We start from the raw sequence: 15,548 nt of genomic DNA, 5'->3' as shown, positions 1-15,548 counted from the left end.
CGCCGGTCCGCATTCCTTCCACGCCTAGGAGCCACTCGATGGGTTTTCTGGATGTGATCCTCGGCCGTAGCAAGCCGGTGCGCCCCCATCTCGACCAGCTCTTCGCGCTGCCGTCCGCCGCGATCACCCTGCAGGCGGCGACGGGGTTCACGCCGACGGGCCGGGGCTCGGTCTGCTTCGCGAGCGTCGAAGGCGGGGCGTTCGCCCGTATCCAGGCCGATGTGCGAGAGCTGCTCGGCCCGCCGGTGGAGTACAGCCAGGACCAGTACGGCTACACCTGGCTCCTCGCCCAGCACGCTCCCGAGGACACCGCGGGCCTGGTGAACGACCTGCACGCGGTCAACACCTCGCTTCAGGAAAGCGGCTTCGGCCCCCAGCTGCTCTGCTCGCTCATCGGCTTCCGCGACGCCCACGATCGCTCGCTCGCCCTCGTGTACCTCTACAAACGCGGCACGTTCTACCCCTTCGCGCCGCTCCCGGGTGGTGGAGAGAAGCGCGACAACCCGCTCGAACTCCAGGTGCGGTCCCTGCTCACCGACGACCTGACCGTGGAGAAGGACCTGAGCCGCTGGTTCCCGGTGTGGGGCGCGCCGGGGCTGTGAGGGATGGCGCGAGAGAGGGGTTTGGTTTCACGTGAAACGTGATGTGTTCGGATGTGGTGAATGGAATCGATGTCCTGTTTCACGTGAAACATGCGCCGCGTGGCGCGGCCGTCACCTCACCCGGGAGCTGAGCCACGGCGTCAGGCCGGTCCCGGTGATCAGCTCCTTGTACGTCTCATCGCCGGGAAGCGGCACCACCAGCCGCCAGCCGGGCGGGAAGAAGCGGCCCTTGACGTGAGCGAGGTCGCCCAGCACGGAGTGCAGAAACGCCGGGACGACATCGCGGGGCAGGTCCTGGAAGGGGATGCCTTCGACGGTGATGTGGGCGTCGTCCTCTGAGAACACCTCGATCGAGATGCGCGGGGCACCGTCGGACAGTTCGATGCATGCCTCGTGCGGCAGCGAGCCGTCCGGGTCCGTGACGGCGAAAGCGCCGGCGGACAGTCGGCGGCCGGAGCGGTCAGCCCCGATGTCGTGGGTCACTTCGATGTCGCGGCCGTACGCGCGAGCCACCTCGCGAACGGCGTCGATGACGGCTTCGGTGCTGGGTAGCTGCGGACGGTCCATGAGGTGATGATGTCACCCGGCATGGCCCGGGTGGCGGTCGTCGTCGGGGCCGGACGCCGCGGGGACGGCATGCGCGACCAGCGCATCCATCCGGCGGGCACTGACCTCGTGATCGGTGGCCGCGGTGACGAACGCCGCGACGCCCGCCGGGCCGACCAGGTCGCGGACGGACTGCACGGTGGCGGCCGGCAGCGGCACATGCTCGACCGAGGGCCGCTCGGGGGGCTCACTGTGCAAGTGGTGGCGGAGGTACCGGCTCGCCAACGACCGCATGGCGCGCGCCAGTTCGGCGTCGACGGTCTGCTGGGCCAGTGGCCGCAGCCGGCGGACGAGACCGGCCGCCTCCTCCGCCTCGGCATCGCTCGGCGGATGGCCGAGGTACTGCTGGAAGACGTGCTCGGTGGTGAAGTCCAGGAAGCGGGCGGCTATGTGCTCCACCTGTACCCGCAGCTCCCGCAGGTGCCCGGAGATGGCGGGCAGCGGCACCCCCGCGGAGTGCAGCTCGGCGGCGACCGCGAGCTCCTGCGGGCTGGGCACCAGGTACTCCTCCGGGTTGCCCGGCACCGGTTCCAGCACCCCCAGCTCCACGGCATCCGCCACCGCTGCCTCATCCGGGCTGCCGCCGAAGGAGGCGTCCAGCTCCTGACGGGTGATCCGGCCGGTCTCCTCGTCCGTCCAGGGCCCGTCGATCTCGGCGACCAGCCCCAGCACCCCGCCCAGCCCGCGTCCCGAGTCCCAGGCCTCCAGCAGGTCCTTGATGCTGGCCAGCGTGTACCCGCGGTCCAGCAGGTCCGAGATCTGCCGCAGCCGGGCGAGGTGCGTGTCGCCGTAGACGTTCGCCCGGCCCCGCCGCTCCGGCTTGGGCAGCAGTCCGCGGTCCTGGTACGCGCGGATCGTACGGACCGTGGTGCCGCTCCGGTGCGCCAGCTCCTCGATGCGGTACTCGGCCGCGCGTCGGTGCTGCTCGGTCACTGCGGTACTCCTCATGAGATGGCCCGCGCCGCCTCGCCCGTGCCCTCGGCGGCCCGGGCGGCCGGGGAGCGCGCGAGGTACAGGCCGGTCCTGCGCGGGGCCCTGTTCTGCGAGGGATGGTACGGCCGCCCGTGCCGACGCGGTAACGCCTGCACCACCCCGCCGCCCCGCCTCCCGACCGGCACGGGCCGCCCCACCCGGCTGCCCCGGTCCGCCCGGACCGCCCCGAGGGAGCGCCCGCTCCCCTACAGCGGCTCGATCCTGGCTATCGCGCGCAGGGCACGCGGCGCGAAACGGGAGAGGGCGCGGGAGCCGCGGGCCTCCGGGGTGACGGGCACCACCGCCTGATTGCGCACCACCGCGCGCAGGATGGCGTCCGCGACCTTCTCGGGCGGGTAGTTGCGTATGCCGTACAGCCGGGCGGCCTTGGACTGGCGGCGCTTCTCCTCCTCGGGCGAGACCCCGGCGACGTGCGAGGTCGTGGTGATGCTGGTGTTGACCAGGCCGGGGCAGACGGCGGTGACTCCGATGCCCTGGCCGGCCAGCTCCGCGCGCAGGCACTCGCTGAGCATCAGTACCGCCGCCTTGGAGGTGCTGTAGGCCGGCAGCGTTTTGGAGGGCTGGTAGGCGGCGGCCGAGGCGGTGTTGACGATGTGGCCGCCCTGGCCGCGCTCGGCCATCTGCCGGCCGAAGATCCGGCAGCCGTGGATGACGCCCCACAGGTTCACGTCCAGGACCTTCTTCCAGTCCTCGGAGGTGGTCTCCAGGAAGGAGCCGGACAGGCCGATGCCAGCGTTGTTCACCAGGACGTCGACGATGCCGTACTCGGCGGCGACCTTCTCGGCGAGCTTCTCCATCGCCGCCTCGTCGGCGACGTCCACCGCCTCCGCCCAGGCGGCGCCGGCCCCGATCAGCCGGGCCATGTCGGCGGTACGGGCCGCTCCCTCGGCGTCCCGGTCCACCACGACCACTCGCGCGCCGGCCTCGGCGAACGCGAACGCCGTCGCCCGCCCGATGCCGCTCGCCGCCCCGGTCACCAGCACCAGCCGGCCGCCGAACCGGTCCGCGTACCGGCCACGCGCGGCCACTTCCTTGGCCGGGTCGCCTTCGTCCTTGGCGGTGACGAACTCCTCGATCCAGGCGGCGAGTTGATCGGGTCGGGTGCGCGGTACCCAGTGCTTGGCCGGCAGTGTGCGGCGGGTCAGCTGCGGTACCCACTGCTCCAGCTCGTCGTAGAGCCGCTCCGAGAGGAAGGCGTCACCGGTCGGGGTGATCAGCTGGACCGGGCAGTGCGCGTACGCGTCCGTACGCGGGTGGCGCAGGCGGGTCCGGACGTTGTCCCGGTACAGCCAGGCGCCGTGCGCCGCGTCGGTGGGCAGCGAGGCGGTGGGGTAGTCCCCGGCCGGGATTTTCTCGACGCGCTCCAGGATCTTCGGCCAGCGCTTCCCCAGCGGGCCCTTCCACGCCAGCTCGGGCAGTGCGGGGGTGTGCAGCATGTAGACGTACCAGGACTTGGCGGCCTGGTTGAGCAGTTGGGCCGCGCGGCGCGGGGTGGGCCGGGTCATGCGCTTCTTGATCCAGTGCCCGAAGTGGTCCAGGGACGGGCCGGACATCGAGGTGAAGGAGGCGATCCGGCCCTGCGTGCGCGGGACGGTCACGAACTCCCACGACTGCACCGAGCCCCAGTCGTGTCCCACCAGGTGGACGGGCCGGTCCGGGCTGACGGCGTCGGCCACCGCCAGGAAGTCGTCGGTCAGCTTCTCCAGGGTGTACCCGCCGCGCAGCGGTTGCGGCGCCGTGGACCGACCGCAGCCCCGGACGTCGTACAGCACCACGTGGAAGCGCTCGGCGAGCAGTGGTGCGACCCGGGACCAGACCTCCTTGCTGTCCGGATAGCCGTGCACCAGCAGCACCGTGGGGCGGGCCGGATCGCCCAGCTCCGCGACGCTCAACTCGATGCCGCCCGTGGCGATCCGGCGCTCCCGCGCGCCTTCCAGTGCCGTGCTCACGCTCGTCTCCCCGCTCTCGCCGACTGCCTCGCTCACGCCGCCTTCTCCTCCTGCCAGCGCCGCACGTGCGGCAGATCGTCATCCAGCCAGAACGCGCTCTCCTCGGGGTCCCGTGAGTCGGTGACGACCAGGATCTCCTCGAACTTCGCGCCCACGCCCCGGAATCCGAGGTGTGGCTCGACCGCCCACAGGCCGGGCTGCGGCGGGTGGTCGGAGAAGCGGTACGGGCTCCACAGCGGGGACCAGCCTTCGCGGTGGCCGTGCAGCGCGTCGGACGCGAGGCCCTTCAGCGACTGGGTGCCGAACCCGAACAGCGTGGGAGACCAGCGGCGTTGGCGCACCCGGTCGACCTTGTGGGCGATCACGCCGAAGGGGTAGGCGCGGTGCCGGTTCGCGTATCCCTGGCGGACCATGAGCCGTTCGACGTCCTCGTAGATCTCCCGCAGTGGCCGGCGCTCGCGGACCTCGCGCAGGAGCAACTCGCGGTGCGCCTCCAGGTCGGCCAGCAGCCGGTCGTGCAGCGGGCTGAGGCCCAGACAGCCGGAGTATCCGATGTCGGCGGTGTAGCCCTGATACACGGGGGCCATGTCGAGGATGAAGGGCATTCCCGGCTCCAGCGCCCGGTCGGTGGGGAAGAACTGCAGCGGGATGCGGAAGTTCACGAAGGCCGTACGGTCGCCGAACCAGGCGAAGGGCAGGTGGAACCAGTCCGTCACGCCGCGCTCCCGCAGCCAGCGGCGCTGCATGCGGGCCGCCTCCCGCTCGGTCACCCCCGGCTTCAGCTGGCCGGCGACCGCCTCGGCACAGGCGTACGCCAGCCGCTGGACCTCCCTGAACCCTCGGAGATCCGCGCTCGTCGCCGAGAAGTCACGCCTGCTTCTGGTCGCTGCTGTGCTCGCGGTCGCTGCTGTGGTCATCGCCAACCGTTCCGTCGCGGTACGTGCGCGTAACTTGACACTGATGAATGTGACAATGGTCGGCGGCTGCGTCAAGAGTCCGTCACCGGCCTGTGGAAAACTTCCCCGCGCACCATGGGCGATCACCGCGGCACCCGCCACCGGTCGCGCGCGCCTCAGCTCTCCGCACGACCCCCTACGGGCAGCTACGCCTGGAGTCGGAGGGACATCCAGCCGTCTGGGGTGACGTCGGGTATGGCGCGCGACACTACCGTCGACGTGTGACTGTGATCGCGACCGAAAGCCTCAGCAAGCGGTACCCGCGGGTGACCGCCCTGGACCGGCTCTCCGTAGACATCGCCCCCGGGGTGACCGGCCTGGTGGGTGCCAACGGCGCCGGAAAGTCCACCCTGATCAAGATCCTGCTGGGCCTGTCGCCCGCCAGTGAAGGCACCGCCGCGGTCCTCGGCCTGGACGTGGCCACCGAGGGCGGCGCCATTCGCGAGCGGGTCGGCTACATGCCCGAGCACGACTGCCTGCCGCCGGACGTCTCGGCGACCGAGTTCGTCGTGCACATGGCGCGGATGTCGGGACTGCCGCCGACCGCCGCCCGGGAGCGCACCGCCGACACCCTGCGCCACGTCGGCCTCTACGAGGAGCGCTACCGCCCCATCGGCGGCTACTCCACGGGCATGAAGCAGCGCGTGAAGCTCGCGCAGGCGCTCGTCCACGACCCCCAGCTGGTCTTCCTGGACGAGCCCACCAACGGCCTGGACCCGGCGGGCCGCGACGAGATGCTCGGCCTGATCCGCCGGGTGCACCGCGACTTCGGTATCTCGGTGCTCGTCACCTCGCACCTCCTCGGTGAGCTGGAGCGCACCTGCGACCACGTCGTCGTCATCGACGGCGGCAAGCTGCTGCGCTCCTCCGCCACGGACGAGTTCACCCAGGCCACCACCTCGCTCGCCGTCGAGGTCACCGACTCCGACGCGCACCCGGACGGGCTGCGCGCCCTGCGCGAGGCGCTGACCGCCGCGGGCGCGGTGACCGGTCCCGCGGCCGGCCCCGGCGAAGGGAACCCGGCCGCGACCGGCCGTCTGCTGTACGTCGAGGCCACCGGCGAGGAGACCTACGACCTGGTCCGGGACACCGTCGCCGAGCTCGGCCTCGGCCTGGTCCGCATGGAACAGCGCCGGCACCGCATCGCGGAGGTCTTCCGCGACCGCGCCGACGACAGCAGCACCGCCCCGGCCCCCAGGGACGAGCGCCCCGCAGCCCCCGAAGCAGCCCCCGCAGGAGCACCCGATGCCTGAGTCCACCACCGCCCCCACGGGCGGCCCGGGCCCCGCCGCCTCGATCCACGACATCGGCTACCGCCACTACGACGGCGCCCGGCTGGGCCGCGCGTACGCCCGCCGCTCGCTCTTCGTGCAGAGCCTGCGCGGCGCCTACGGGTTGGGCCGTTCGGCGCGCACGAAGGTGCTGCCGATGATCCTGCTCGCCGTCATGTGCGTACCGGCCGCGATCGTCGTGGCGGTCACCGTCTTCACCAAGGCGCACGACCTCCCGCTGGAGCCCACCCGGTACGCGATATACCTGCAGGCCGTCATCGGCCTCTTCCTGGCCGCGCAGGCGCCCCAGTCCGTCTCCCGCGACCTGCGCTTCAAGACCGTGCCGCTGTACTTCTCCCGGCCGATCGAGCGGGCCGACTACGTGGCCGCCAAGTACGCCGCGATGAGCTGCGCGCTGTTCCTCCTCACGGCGCTGCCGCTGCTGATCCTGTACGTGGGCGCGCTGCTGGCCAAGCTCGACTTCGCCGACCAGACCGGGAACTTCGCGCAGGGCCTGGTCTCGGTAGCCTTGCTCTCGCTGCTGTACGCCGCGATCGGCCTGGTCATCGCCGCGCTGACGCCGCGCCGCGGCTTCGGGGTCGCCGCCGTCATCGCCGTACTGACCATCCCGTACGCCGCGGTGAGCGCCGTACAGGGCATCGCCTACCTCCAGGGAAACACCGACATCATCGGGTGGTTGGGGCTGTTCTCCCCGATCACGCTGATCGACGGGGTGCAGAGCACCTTCCTGGGCGCCACCACCTCGGCCCCCGACGGCATCGGCCCGTCCACGGCCGCGGGAGTCGTCCACCTCCTCGTCGTGCTGGGCCTCATCGCCGGCTCGCTCGCCCTCCTGATGCGCCGCTACCGGAAGGCCGGACTGTGACCACGATCGACATCCGCAACGTCTCCCGCTGGTTCGGGAACGTCGTGGCCGTGAACGACATCACGATGACCATCGGCCCCGGGGTGACCGGGCTGCTCGGCCCCAACGGCGCCGGCAAGTCCACCCTCCTCAACATGATGGGCGGCTTCCTGGCGCCCTCCAACGGCAGCGTCACTCTCGACGGCCGCCCGACCTGGCGGAACGAGGCCATCTACCGCGACATCGGCATCGTGCCGGAGCGCGAGGCGATGTACGACTTCCTCACCGGGCGCGAGTTCGTGCTCGCCAACGCCGAACTGCACGGCCTGGGCCGCAAGGAGGCGGCTCGCGCGCTCGCCACCGTCGACATGGAGCACGCGCAGGACCGGCGCGTCTCCACGTACAGCAAGGGCATGCGGCAGCGCGTGAAGATGGCGTCCGCGCTGGTGCACGACCCGTCCGTGCTGCTGCTCGACGAGCCGTTCAACGGCATGGACCCGCGGCAGCGGATGCAGCTCATGGAGTTGCTGCGGCAGATGGGCGAGGAGGGGCGCACCGTGCTGTTCTCCTCGCACATCCTCGAAGAGGTCGAGCAGCTCGCCTCCCACATCGAGGTCATCGTGGCCGGGCGGCACGCCGCCTCCGGGGACTTCCGCCGCATCCGGCGCCTGATGACGGACCGGCCGCACCGCTACCTCGTACGGTCCGACGACGACCGGGCGCTGGCCGCCGCGCTGATCGCCGACCCCTCCACGTCCGGCATCGAGGTCGACCTCGAAGAGGGCGCGCTGCGCATCCAGGCCGTCGACTTCGGCCGCTTCACCACCCTGCTGCCGCGCGTCGCCCGCGACCACGGCATCCGGCTCCTCGCCGTCTCGCCCTCGGACGAGTCGCTGGAATCGGTCTTCTCCTACCTCGTAGCGGCCTGAAGCCGTACCGAAGCGGTCGCATACGACCTGAAAGGAGCCCTGACGCGATGTCATCGCTCTTCCACCCCACCGTCGCCCGGCTGACCTACCGGGCGCTGCTCGGCCGCCGCCGCGCCGCGATCCTCTTCGCGCTGCCCGTCATGCTGCTCATCATCGCCGTCGCGGTGCGGGCCCTGACCGGTGCCGACGACGCCACCGCCAACACCGTCCTGAGCGGCTTCGCGCTGGCCACGATGGTGCCGCTGATCGGTGTGATCGCCGGCACCGGCGCGATCGGCCCGGAGATCGACGACGGCTCGGTGGTGTACCTGCTGGCCAAGCCCGTACGGCGGTCGACGGTCATCGTCACCAAGCTGCTCGTCGCGATCGGCGTGACGGTCGCCTTCTCCGCCGTCCCCGTACTGATCGCCGGCTTCGTACTGAACGGCAACAGCCAGCAGATCGCGGTCGCCTACGCGCTCGCCGCCGCGGTCGCCTCCGTGGCCTACAGCGCCCTCTTCCTGTTCCTCGGCACCGTCACCCGGCACGCCGTCGTCGTCGGCCTGGTCTACGAGCTGGTCTGGGAGGCGGTCTTCGGCAACCTCGTCCCCGGAGCGCGCACCCTCAGCGTCCAGCAGTGGGCACTCGCGCTGGCCCAGAAGGCGGGCGCCGACGGCGCGATCACCTCGGACGTGGGCCTCACGCCCGCCATCGTGCTGCTCGTCGTCGTCACCGGCGGGGCGACCTGGTACGCGGCCCGTCGCCTCAAGTCGCTGACGCTGGCGGGGGAGGAGTAGCCACCGCCGCCCCTCGGGGGCAGCGGTGACTATCCGCTCCCCTTCCGGGCGTCGTTGAACTCCCGGACGTTCCTGCGGTGTTCCTCGTAGTCGGCGGTGAAGCGGGTGTCGCCGGGCCGGACGGTGACGAAGTACAGCCAGTCGCCCTTCGGGGGCGAGATCGCGGCCCGCGTCGCGTCCTGCCCCGGATTGCCGATCGGCGTCGGCGGCAGCCCCTTGTGCCGGTAGGTGTTGTACGGGCTGTCCGTACGGGTGTCGGCGTGGGTGGTGTCGAGGGTGGACCGGCCCAGGCCGTAGTTCAGGGTGGAGTCCATCTGGAGCGGCATCCCGCGGTCGAGCCGGTTGCGGACGACGCGGGCGACCTTGCCCATGTCCTTCGGGGTGTCCGCCTCGGCCTGCACGACAGAGGCCACCACGACCGTCTCGTACGCGCTCAGGCCGCCGGGCCGCGCCGTCGGCGGCAGACCGTCCGCCGCGTACTTCTGGCGCGCGGTGTTCACCATGAAGGACAGCAGGCTCCTCGGGGTGGTGTCGTCGTCGATCGGATACGTCGCCGGGTAGAGGTACCCCTCGGGGTTGCCCTTCGCCTCGGCGGGCAGCCGCAGCCGCGCGGCCGGATTCCGGGCTCCGGCGGCCTTCTCGGCGGCCTTCTCGGTGGCCCCTGGGGCGACGCGGAGCGCCTTGTCGACGGCGGCGTACACCTGGGAGGCCCGCCGACCCTCAGGGAGGGTGAGCTTCTCGGCCCGGCCCGTCCCCTCGTCCCCCGGGACGAGGATCAGCAGGAGGACGACGCCGACGACGAGGACGGTGGCGCCCGCGGTCAGGAGGAGCCGTCCCCGCCGGGTGATGCGTGCGCGGCGCCGGCCACCGGAGTGCTGCGTATCGTGCACATCGCTCATGTGGGCAAGGTAGGGCAGACCGTAGGGTGCGTGAGTGACCACGCACATATCGCCGCTCCCGGTGCGCGCCTTTCGGCACCGCGACACCACCGACGGGCAGGACCTCCCGGCGCTGCTGTGGCGACCGGGACCGGGGCACCGGATGATCTCCAGCGCGGTGCTCGGCGGCGGCATCGGACCTCGCTCCTGGGTGCTCAACGCCCAGGTCGCGCACGGCTACACGCGCCGCGACCCGCAGGCGCACCTGGCGGAGATCGCCGCGGCGGCCGGCGCGGCGGGGCCCGGCGTCGGCATGATGACGGCCGCGGACATCCTGACCACCCGCGCGTCGGCGTACGACGAGGGCGCACAGGCGGTCGTCACGGCGGGTACCGGCGTGCGCGGGTGGGCCGCCACGGAGGACGCGGCGCCGGACGCGGCGGACGCCCCGTATCGCCCCGGCACGATCAACATCCTCGTCGCGCTGCCCGTGGCCCTCGGGGACGCCGCCCTGGTCAACTCCGTGATGACGGTCACCGAGGCGAAGGTGCAGGCGCTGCTCGACCACGGCCTGGACGCCTCCGGCACACCTACGGACGCGGTGTGCGTCGCCGCACGAGTACCGCGACCCGGCGGGCCCGTGGAGGAGTTCGCCGGGCCTCGCTCCCTCTGGGGCGCGCGACTGGCACGCGCCGTGCACGAAGCGACGCTCCGCGCGCTGCAACAGGAGCGCGGCGGCCCCGAAGAGGAGACCGCCGCGCTGCCACGAGAAGGTCAGTCGCCGATCCGGCGGTCCCGGCCGGCCCCCAGCCCCAGCAGTACCAGCCCCGCACAGACCACGAGCAGCAGCACGATCGGCAGCGTCCAGCCGTCCGTCACCTGGTGCACCGCGCCCAGCGCCAACGGGCCGACGGCGGCCAGCAGATAGCCCCAGGTCTGCGCCATGCCCGACAGTCGTGCGGCGGTGTGCGGATCGCCGGCCCGCAGCACCATCATGGTCAGCGCCAGGCCCAGCGCACCGCCCTGCCCGATGCCGAGGAGCGTGGCCCACACCCAGGCCCCGGCCACCGGCGCGACGAGCAGGCCCACGCAGGCGAGCGCCATCAAGGCGGCGACGCCGGCCGCCAGCAGCCGTTGCCGCCGCATCCGGCCGGCCAGTACCGGCACCACGAAGGAGCCGGCCATCTGCAGCAGCGTGCTGAACGCGAAGACCAGCCCGGCCTGCGCCTTGGCCATCCCGTGGTCGGTGAAGACCGTCGGCAGCCAGGCGATGGCCACGTAGGCGATCAGCGACTGCGATCCCATGAAGAGCGTGACCTGCCAGGCCAGCGGCGAACGGTTGAGCTTCGGGCCGGTCTCGACGGTGTGCTTCGGGGTGGCAGCGGCCTCCCCGTGCCGCGCGCCGCACCGGGCGATGACCACCTGAGGGAGCCAGACGAGCGCGGCGATCGCGGCCAGCAGCCCCCACGAGACCAGCGAGCCCTGCCAGCCGCCGAGCGCGTTCTCCAGCGGCACGGAGGTGGCGGCGGAGATGGTCGCGCCGAGGACCATCGCCGTGGTGTACAGCGCGGTCATGGGCGCGGCCCGGTCGGGGAAGTCGCGCTTGATCAGGCCGGGCATCAGGACGTTGAGCAGGGCTATGGACCCGCCGACCAGCGCGCAGCCCACGAAGAGCGCCACCAGCGGCGGCGCGACGCGGACGACGATGCCCGAGCACAGCAGGACCAGCGCGCTGAACAGGACGGTCTCGGTACCCCAACGCCGGGCCAGCTTCGGCGCCACGTAGGAGCCCAGGCCCATGAAGACCAGTGGGATCACGGTGACCAGGCTGCTGGCGGTGGCGTTCAGCCCGAAGTGGTCGCCGATCTCGCCGAGCAGCGGCGACACCCCGGCGAGCGCCGCCCGCATGTTGAGGGACGCGAGGACGATCCCGAGGAGCAGCAGGGCGGGGTGCGTCCGCAGCCGGCGGCGGGCCGTGGCGAGCGGCGGCGCCGGCGTCAGGTCCTCCTCGGCGTCGATCAGCGGCGTGTCGTCGCGGGACGGCGTACCGGCGGCCGGCGGGGATTCGGGTCGGGTCCCGGGCATGGTGCGGTGACTCTCCTGTCGGTGCGGGGAATTCCGTACACGGCGTGCGGCAAGGGGCGAGGGCGGCCGAACGGCCGGTGGCGGGGCGTACGGCCGCGCCGCGTCACCGTTCGGTGAGCAGCGCCTCCACCGCGCGTTTCGGCCGGTCCAGCAGCGTGCGGGCGGCCGATTCGGCGGCGTCCGGGTCGCCCGAGGCGATCGCCTCCAGGACCGCGTGGTGATCACCGTGCAGCAGCTGCGGCATCTCCCGGTCGCCGAGTCCGGAGACCAGCGCCTCGCGCACGGAGCTGCTGAACCACTCGTACGTGGCGCTCAGCGCGGCGTTGTGCGCGGCGCCCACGACGGCCTGGTGGAACGCGATGTCGTGGTCCGCGTACAACTCCAGGCTGCCGGCCGGAACGCGGCCCTCGGCGTCCTCCAGGCCGCGCTGTGCGTCCAGCGCTGCCCGCATCCGTTCCAGGTCCGTCGGCTCGTGGCGCAGCGCCGCCAGCCGGGCGGCCTCGGTCTCCAGCGCGATACGCACTTCGAGGACGTCACGGACGCCCGACCTCTGTACGCCGCGCATGATCGCGGCGGGATCGGCGGCGGAGACCACGAACGTCCCCTCACCCTGGCGGGAGCGGAGCATCCCGGCGTGCACGAGGACCCGTACCGCTTCGCGGACGGTGTTCCGGCCCACCTGGAGCTGCTCGGCGAGCGCGTGCTCGGTGGGGATCCGGTCGCCGATGCGCCACTCGCCGGCGCTCAGCTGCGCCCGTAGCGCGTCGACGACGGTGTCCACCAGTGACTGCCGCCCGGCGGCCTGCAACGTCATTCCCGCTCCTCGCCCGGTCGTCCGCATTCACCCGGTTGCCCAGTCATCCTACAACTGACTGCGCGCGGCTGCAGTTGTCCACAGGGAGTTGTGGAAAACTGCGGGCCGGGCCGTTCGTCGGTCAGACTTGGAGGAGCCGCTCCAGCACCACCGCGATGCCGTCGTCCTCGTTCGAGGTGGTGATCTCGTCGGCGACGGCCTTCAGCTCGTCGTGCGCGTTGGCCATGGCCACACCGTGCGCGGCCCAGCCGAACATCGGGATGTCGTTCGGCATGTCACCGAAGGCGAGGGTGTCGGCGGCCTTGGCGCCCAGCCTGCGGGCCGCGAGGGAGAGGCCGGTGGCCTTGCTCAGCCCGAGCGGCAGCAGCTCGACGATGCCGGGCCCGGCCATGGTCACGCCGACCAGGTCGCCGGCCACCTCGCGGGCGGCCGCGGCGAGCGCGTCGTCCGAGAGCTCCGGGTGCTGGATGTAGACCTTGTTGATCGGGTCGGTCCACAGGTCTGCCGGGTTGTCGACCAGGACGTTCGGCAGCGGTCCCTCATGGACGCGGTAACCGGGGGCGACCACGACGGCGCCCTCCAGCCCGTCCCGGCTGGCGGCCAGGAGGAGCGGGCCCACCTCGGCCTCGATCTTGGCGATCGCCAGCCCGGCCAGCTGCCGGTCCAGCGTCACCGACGTCAGCAGCCGGTGCTCGCCCGCGTGGTAGACCTGCCCGCCCTGCGCGCACACCGCCAGGCCGTTGTAGCCCAGGTCGTCGAGTATGTGCCTGGTCCAGGGCGCCGCGCGGCCGGTGACGACGATGTGCGCGGCGCCCGCCGCGGTGGCCGCGGCGAGCGCCTCGCGGGTGCGCTCCGAAACGGTGTCGTCGGGACGCAGCAGCGTGCCGTCGAGGTCCGTCGCGACGAGCTTGTACGGGAAGGCGGTGGCGGGCCGGGTCACTTGGCGACGGGCTCCAGGACTTCCCGGCCGCCCAGGTACGGGCGCAGCATCTCGGGGACGCGCACGGAGCCGTCCGCGAGCTGGTGGTTCTCGAAGAGCGCCACGATGGTGCGCGGCACCGCGCACAGCGTGCCGTTCAGCGTCGCCAGCGGCTGGACCTTCTGCTTGCCGTCGACGTTGTCGCGCATCCGGACCGAGAGCCGGCGGGCCTGGAACTCGTCGCAGTTCGACGCGGAGGTCAGCTCGCGGTACTTGCCCTGGGTGGGGATCCACGCCTCGCAGTCGTACTTGCGGGAGGCGGAGGCGCCCAGGTCACCCGTGGCGACGTCGATCACCTGGAAGGGCAGCTCCAGGCCGGTCAGCCACTGCTTCTCCCAGTCCAGGAGGCGCTTGTGCTCGTTCTCCGCGTCCTCGGGCGCGACGTACGAGAACATCTCGACCTTGTCGAACTGGTGCACCCGGAAGATGCCGCGGGTGTCCTTGCCGTACGTACCGGCCTCGCGGCGGAAGCACGGCGAGAAGCCGGCGTACCGCAGCGGCAGCCTGTCCGCGTCGATGATCTCGTCCATGTGGTACGCGGCGAGCGGGACCTCGGAAGTGCCGACGAGGTAGTAGTCGTCCTTCTCCAGGTGGTACACGTTCTCCGCGGCCTGGCCGAGGAAGCCGGTGCCCTCCATGGCGTGCGGACGCACCAGGGCCGGGGTCAGCATCGGCGTGAAGCCGGCCTCGGTGGCCTGCGCGATGGCGGCGTTGACCAGCGCGAGCTCCAGGAGCGCGCCGATGCCGGTCAGGTAGTAGAAGCGCGAGCCGGAGACCTTCGCGCCGCGCTCGACGTCGATCGCGGCCAGCGCCTGGCCGATCTCCAGGTGGTCCTTGGGCTCGAAACCCTCGGCACCGAAGTCGCGGATCGTGCCGTGCGTCTCCAGGACCGTGAAGTCCTCCTCGCCGCCGACGGGCACGTCGGGGTGGACGAGGTTGCCCAGCTTCAGCAGGAGGGACTGGGTCTCCTCCTTGGCCTGGTCCTGCTCGGCGTCGGCGGCCTTGACGGCGGCGGACAGCTCGCCGGCCCTCTTCAGCAGCTCGGCCTTCTCGTCGCCGGAGGCCTTGGGAATGAGCTTGCCGAGCGACTTCTGCTCGGCACGCAGCTCGTCGAAGCGGACGCTGGAGGACCTGCGCCGCTCGTCGGCGGAGAGCAGCGCGTCGACGAGCGCGACGTCCTCTCCACGGGCGCGCTGGGACGCGCGCACACGGTCGGGGTCCTCACGGAGCAGGCGAAGGTCAATCACCCCACCAGGCTACCGGGGCGCGGCCCAGGCCATCGACGCGATATTCGCCGGTGGGGCAATTTGTCCGGTTTGGAGTTGTTTCTGTGGTGTTCTGAGAAGGCCGGGAATTCCGGGGAGGAATTCCCGGCGGGAGTCGTCCGTGCGCCTCCGGGGCGACTGTCGGGAGAGTGGCGCGGGAGCGGTCGGGAGGTTGCCGCGACGTGTCGGGCAGGCATTCCGCCGGGGCGTCCGGGCCTGCGTGAGCGGGGAGTTGGCGGGCTGTGCACAGTTGGTTGTCCACAGCTTCAGGGACTCCGGAAAAGTTATCCACAGGCTGTGTGTGGTTGCTGTGGAAGTCAGAAAGGGCGAGTCCGTTTCCTGAATGCCGGGCGACGAAATCCTTGCCGAAACCCGCTGCGGGTACTCTTTCGTGTGGGATTTCCTCGCCCTAAAGGATTGTTCCCGGGAATTATGCTGACGCGCCCCCCGGTGGGCGGCTGTGGCCGCCTGTGGACGGGTGTGGGGTCGGTAGGGTGATTTGTCGACTGTGTGGCACGTGGGAAATCGACTTGTCCCCAGGTCGAGAACCGGGCCTGTGGATAACTCTGTGGACAGGCCT

Annotated in this window: 14 protein-coding genes and 1 pseudogene; 6 read left to right on the top strand and 9 right to left on the bottom strand. The window is 71.7% G+C overall.

What is annotated here, in order from left to right; all coding sequences use genetic code 11:
* Positions 1 to 38: 38 nt before the first annotated feature.
* Complete coding sequence (pspAB, locus tag IF20_RS17930) at positions 39 to 602, top strand: PspA-associated protein PspAB (RefSeq protein ID WP_052866183.1); 564 nt, start codon at positions 39 to 41, stop codon at positions 600 to 602.
* Between the two features lie 111 nt (positions 603 to 713).
* On the opposite strand, the gene IF20_RS17925 is transcribed toward pspAB, so the two are convergent.
* The 4 genes from IF20_RS17925 to IF20_RS17910 form a co-directional block, all read right to left on the bottom strand.
* Complete coding sequence (locus tag IF20_RS17925; RefSeq protein ID WP_052866181.1) at positions 714 to 1,169, bottom strand: hypothetical protein; 456 nt, start codon at positions 1,167 to 1,169, stop codon at positions 714 to 716.
* 12 nt (positions 1,170 to 1,181) lie between these two features.
* Complete coding sequence (locus IF20_RS17920) at positions 1,182 to 2,156, bottom strand: MerR family transcriptional regulator (RefSeq protein ID WP_052866179.1); 975 nt, start codon at positions 2,154 to 2,156, stop codon at positions 1,182 to 1,184.
* 230 nt (positions 2,157 to 2,386) lie between these two features.
* Positions 2,387 to 4,186, bottom strand: coding sequence for an SDR family oxidoreductase (locus tag IF20_RS17915; RefSeq protein WP_234426707.1), 1,800 nt, complete (start codon positions 4,184 to 4,186; stop codon positions 2,387 to 2,389).
* Positions 4,183 to 5,067, bottom strand: coding sequence for a M24 family metallopeptidase (locus IF20_RS17910; RefSeq protein WP_110944277.1), 885 nt, complete (start codon positions 5,065 to 5,067; stop codon positions 4,183 to 4,185). The genes IF20_RS17915 and IF20_RS17910 overlap by 4 nt, the downstream gene beginning before the upstream one ends.
* 260 nt (positions 5,068 to 5,327) lie before the next feature.
* On the opposite strand from IF20_RS17910, the gene IF20_RS17905 reads away from it, so the two are divergent.
* Genes IF20_RS17905 through IF20_RS17890 form a run of 4 tightly spaced genes read left to right on the top strand, consistent with a single transcriptional unit; the run spans position 5,328 to position 8,947 of the window.
* The gene (locus IF20_RS17905) at positions 5,328 to 6,359 is read left to right on the top strand and encodes an ABC transporter ATP-binding protein (protein WP_110944276.1); all 1,032 of its coding nucleotides are present in this window, start codon (positions 5,328 to 5,330) and stop codon (positions 6,357 to 6,359) included.
* Entirely contained in the window at positions 6,352 to 7,263 is a 912-nt protein-coding gene (locus IF20_RS17900) for an ABC transporter permease subunit (RefSeq protein WP_052866177.1), read from the top strand. The genes IF20_RS17905 and IF20_RS17900 overlap by 8 nt, the downstream gene beginning before the upstream one ends.
* Positions 7,260 to 8,171 carry an ABC transporter ATP-binding protein gene (locus tag IF20_RS17895; protein ID WP_052866175.1) on the top strand — a complete coding sequence of 304 codons (912 nt, stop codon included), beginning with the start codon at positions 7,260 to 7,262 and terminating at the stop codon, positions 8,169 to 8,171. The genes IF20_RS17900 and IF20_RS17895 overlap by 4 nt, the downstream gene beginning before the upstream one ends.
* Before the next feature lie 47 nt (positions 8,172 to 8,218).
* Positions 8,219 to 8,947, top strand: coding sequence for an ABC transporter permease subunit (locus IF20_RS17890; RefSeq protein ID WP_052866174.1), 729 nt, complete (start codon positions 8,219 to 8,221; stop codon positions 8,945 to 8,947).
* 29 nt (positions 8,948 to 8,976) lie between these two features.
* On the opposite strand, the gene mltG is transcribed toward IF20_RS17890, so the two are convergent.
* Positions 8,977 to 9,846 (bottom strand): endolytic transglycosylase MltG, encoded by an 870-nt coding sequence (gene mltG / locus IF20_RS17885; RefSeq protein WP_052866452.1) that lies wholly within the window; start codon positions 9,844 to 9,846, stop codon positions 8,977 to 8,979.
* 34 nt (positions 9,847 to 9,880) lie between these two features.
* Here mltG and IF20_RS17880 point away from each other — a divergent pair.
* Positions 9,881 to 10,546, top strand: a pseudogene (locus IF20_RS17880) (adenosylcobinamide amidohydrolase); the annotation flags it as partial.
* 53 nt (positions 10,547 to 10,599) lie between these two features.
* On the opposite strand, the gene IF20_RS17875 reads toward IF20_RS17880, so the two are convergent.
* The 4 genes from IF20_RS17875 to serS form a co-directional block, all read right to left on the bottom strand.
* Positions 10,600 to 11,910: a CynX/NimT family MFS transporter gene (locus tag IF20_RS17875; protein ID WP_052866172.1), complete on the bottom strand. Its 1,311-nt coding sequence runs from the start codon at positions 11,908 to 11,910 to the stop codon at positions 10,600 to 10,602.
* 103 nt (positions 11,911 to 12,013) lie between these two features.
* Complete coding sequence (locus IF20_RS17870; protein WP_052866171.1) at positions 12,014 to 12,724, bottom strand: FadR/GntR family transcriptional regulator; 711 nt, start codon at positions 12,722 to 12,724, stop codon at positions 12,014 to 12,016.
* Between the two features lie 121 nt (positions 12,725 to 12,845).
* Positions 12,846 to 13,664, bottom strand: a complete 819-nt coding sequence (locus tag IF20_RS17865; RefSeq protein WP_052866170.1) for an HAD family hydrolase — start codon at positions 13,662 to 13,664, stop codon at positions 12,846 to 12,848.
* The gene (gene serS, locus IF20_RS17860; protein WP_052866168.1) at positions 13,661 to 14,950 is read right to left on the bottom strand and encodes a serine--tRNA ligase; all 1,290 of its coding nucleotides are present in this window, start codon (positions 14,948 to 14,950) and stop codon (positions 13,661 to 13,663) included. Before serS ends, IF20_RS17865 begins: the two co-directional genes overlap by 4 nt.
* Between the last annotated feature and the right edge of the window lie 598 nt (positions 14,951 to 15,548).

Origin of the sequence: Streptomyces niger (genome assembly GCF_000718305.1) — a bacterium.
Taxonomy (GTDB): domain Bacteria; phylum Actinomycetota; class Actinomycetes; order Streptomycetales; family Streptomycetaceae; genus Streptomyces; species Streptomyces niger.
Note: the sequence above shows the minus strand (reverse complement) of the source record. Positions and strands in the feature narration are given on the sequence as shown.